We start from the raw sequence: 3,184 nt of genomic DNA on the forward strand, positions 1-3,184 counted from the left end.
GCGTGGTAAGCGAAATGACCTCCCACGTACAGCGGCGAGGCCATCGCCAAAAACCACGCGAGAAAGCCGAGGGACGCAACCGCGAGAACACCGGGCGCGGGCTCGGGCACGACATCGCGCTCGGCCAGGGCTCGGAACCCCCCTCGGACGAGGATTGCCCCGGCCGCCGTCGCGACCGACGCCACCACGACGAGAGGAAGCAAGGGGATCGCGATTGCGGGCCACAGCAAGATCGCGCCCGCGGGAACCATGAGCCACGCCACCGAAAGCCACGCCGCGCGACGCTCTGGAAGACCGATGCCCCGCAGCGCCAATAGCAACGCCCAACCCGATATCGTCAGAAAGAGGATTGCGCGAACCGAGGGGAGGCTCCTGCCGCGGTCGATACGGACCGAAGACACCTTCAGCTTGGCCCCGGGGAATCCAGCAAAGCTGAGCTCGTGTCCGGAGCGCCACGAGAAGTCGGGCGCGGGAACCGTGAACGAATGACTCTCCCAGTTGGGTCCGAGCTCGGTGCGAAGCTCGGCCCCGTCAGCTCGGGCGAGAACCCCTCGATGGGCCTCGCCCTCCAACGCGGCACGGATCGTGACCGTCCAGGGTCTTCCGGCCCCGAAGTCGCGCAGATCGATCACCGCCCTGGGGAGAGGCTCGCGGAAGTGGACGGAAAGCGCATCCCGGTCGTACCCCCGGAAACGATGAACGATGGGCTCGAATGCGCCGGAACCGAGGTCGAGCTCGACGCTGGGCCGGGCCGCATAGGCGACGACCGCGGCCCCCGTGGCTACACCCGCGAGAACCGCCAGCTCGATCAGTGAGGGGGTTGCCTGACGCAAAGCGGCCGAGACGGCCTTGGACCAGGACCGAGCGAAGCTCGTCACCGACGGCACGAAGCGGCCCACAACAACTACCAGAACGAACCCCACGGCGACGAGGGGCACGGCCATCGCCGTCCACTGTCGAAAGTACACAAAGGCGATCGCCAGCAGCGCCGGGGTCGCGACGTACCATCGACCGAGGGCGGGAAGCCACAAGCCGACGAGAAAAACGAGCAGGGTGCCGAAGAAAAGCTGTTTGATTGGGGGAATCGCCCGACCGCTCGTAATCAGGCGAGCGCGGTGAACCCGTACGCCAAGAGAGCGCTCGTCTCCCCCCCCGGGGGTGAATACCTCCGAGCGCAAGACGACCCGCAGGGTGGAGCTCCAGGTGCCAGGTGTCGAGACGTCCATCGCGAACGGTTCGACTTTCCGCGACGGTTTGAGCCGGAAAGTCCTTCCGGGAGTCTCGACGATGAGCAGGGGCGGTGGCAGGTCGCGAGGGCGGAACCCAGACAAGAGCAGCTCGAGCCGCACGTTCCACTTGCTTCCGGGGTCGTGAAACTGGATCTCGCTTCGCGCCCGAGACCAGCGATAGCCGGCCTCGGCGTCGTGAAACCCGTCGGTCGACAGGTAGCTCGCCGCGGAGTTGGCGAAGTCGACGTCCATCGTGGCCGGCAGCTGATAAGCCCCCGCCAGCAGCAGCGCGGCGAGAACCGCATTCACACCCGCCCGCTTCCACGAACCGGTGGAGCTCGATGCGAGCACCGGGCCCATGCCCGATCAGTCGCGGGCGAGCCTGGCTCTGCCGGAGCTCTGGAAACGAAGCCTGACCCAGAGCTTCATCAGAGCGAGGAACGTTCGAGGAACGTCGGTAGGTCGGACCGACGAGCGTCCCGCCGTACGCGGATAGTGCTTCACGCCCCGTTGCAGGTAGCGATAACCCGCGCGATGCAGCTGGATCACGATCTCGGTATCGATGAAGAAATGGTCCTCTTCGAGCCGGAGTGACGTCAGCGCGTCACGACGGAAGAGCTTGAATGAGCAGTTCAAGTCCCTGACCGACATTCCGAATGCGAACGAGGCGAGCGCATTGTAGCCGTTAGAAACCAGGAGGCGGAACCAGCCATCTTGCCGACCCACGCGATATCCCAGGACCGCATCGTGGTCGGCCATCAGAGGGAGGAAGGCTTCGAGCTCCCGGAGGTCGAACTGGTTGTCGGCGTCGGTGTAGAAGACGAGCCGCCGTGAGGAGGCGTCGAAGCCCGACCGGAGTGCCTTGCCGTAGCCCAGGTTCGACGGATGGGATACGAGGGTCAGGTGACCGTCGAGCTCCTCCGCCAGTTTCGCGAGGATTCGGGAGGTCTCGTCCCGGCTCCCATCGTCGACGACGACGAGCTCGTAATCAGATACGAGGGGCGCCACGGCCTCCGCCGCACTAAGTACCGCCCGCTCGATGTTGGCTTCCTCATTGAACGCGGGAAGGACGACGGAGAGAGACGAGTCCACGACATTCATGGGGCGAGGCATCTTAACCCCGGAACGGCAAAAGTCCAAATCATCCCGGGCCGGCGAATCGGGGCCGAATGGATCCGAGCCGCAGGAGGGCGGAGTGCCCGGAATGCGCCGCTATTTGGCTGCGGCTTTGGCGGGCTTGTCCTTCTTCGATGCCTTCTCGTCTTTCTTGGGCTTGGAGGTCGACTCTTCGGCTTCACTGGCCTTGGAATCACCAGAGGCCTTGTTGGTACGGGCATAGTCCGTCACGTACCAGCCCGAGCCCTTGAACTGGATTGCTGGAGAGGAAACGAGTCGTTCCGCCTTACCCTTGCACTTGACGCACCGGTTCAGCGGTGGGTCGCTTACTTTCTGGATGGATTCGAACCGGTGCCCGCACTTCTTGCACTCATACTCGTAGATAGGCACGAACCCAGTTAAGCAAAAACGGCCTGCTCCGTCAACAAAACCTACGTGAACGAGCTCTTCGTAGGAAGGCCGAGGCCGTGATCTTCTTCGAATGAGTCCTACCAGAGCTTCAGCATCTTCAGCATCAAGACGATCTGGCCGAGGTGATAGGCATTGTGGTCGGCCAGAAGCACGGCCTCTCGAAGGAGGGTCTGGCCGTCGCCGTGAGGAATCGGAGCCAACAGATCCTGCTCCGGGTCCGCCACGAGGCGTTTCATCGCTTCGAGATCGTTCTTCAGGCCTTCGCGCGCGCGTTGCCACTCCTCGTCGCTCTCGGGGGCCCGGTCTTCGGGCCAATAGCCCTCGGGGAACGGGGGCGATTGATGGTCGGCACTCCGACTGAAGCTCACGATGTCGGCCTGGGCGATCCGGATGTGCTCGAGGAGCTCCCAGATCGTGTACGGCGAGCC

4 protein-coding genes are annotated in these 3,184 nt (G+C 64.1%); all 4 read right to left on the reverse strand.

Annotation, left to right across the window (positions count from 1 at the left end; genetic code table 11):
• Positions 1 to 1,589: hypothetical protein (locus VEK15_01830; protein HXV59403.1), on the reverse strand; the 1,589-nt coding region annotated here is incomplete at its 3' end.
• 6 nt (positions 1,590 to 1,595) lie between these two features.
• Positions 1,596 to 2,330, reverse strand: coding sequence for a glycosyltransferase family 2 protein (locus VEK15_01835; GenBank protein ID HXV59404.1), 735 nt, complete (start codon positions 2,328 to 2,330; stop codon positions 1,596 to 1,598).
• Positions 2,331 to 2,441: 111 nt separating this feature from the next.
• Complete coding sequence (locus VEK15_01840; GenBank protein HXV59405.1) at positions 2,442 to 2,735, reverse strand: FmdB family zinc ribbon protein; 294 nt, start codon at positions 2,733 to 2,735, stop codon at positions 2,442 to 2,444.
• Between the two features lie 98 nt (positions 2,736 to 2,833).
• The coding region (locus tag VEK15_01845) for a DinB family protein (protein ID HXV59406.1) at positions 2,834 to 3,184 on the reverse strand (351 nt) is incomplete at its 5' end.

It is taken from the genome of Vicinamibacteria bacterium (assembly GCA_035620555.1).
GTDB lineage: Bacteria > Acidobacteriota > Vicinamibacteria > Marinacidobacterales > SMYC01 > DASPGQ01.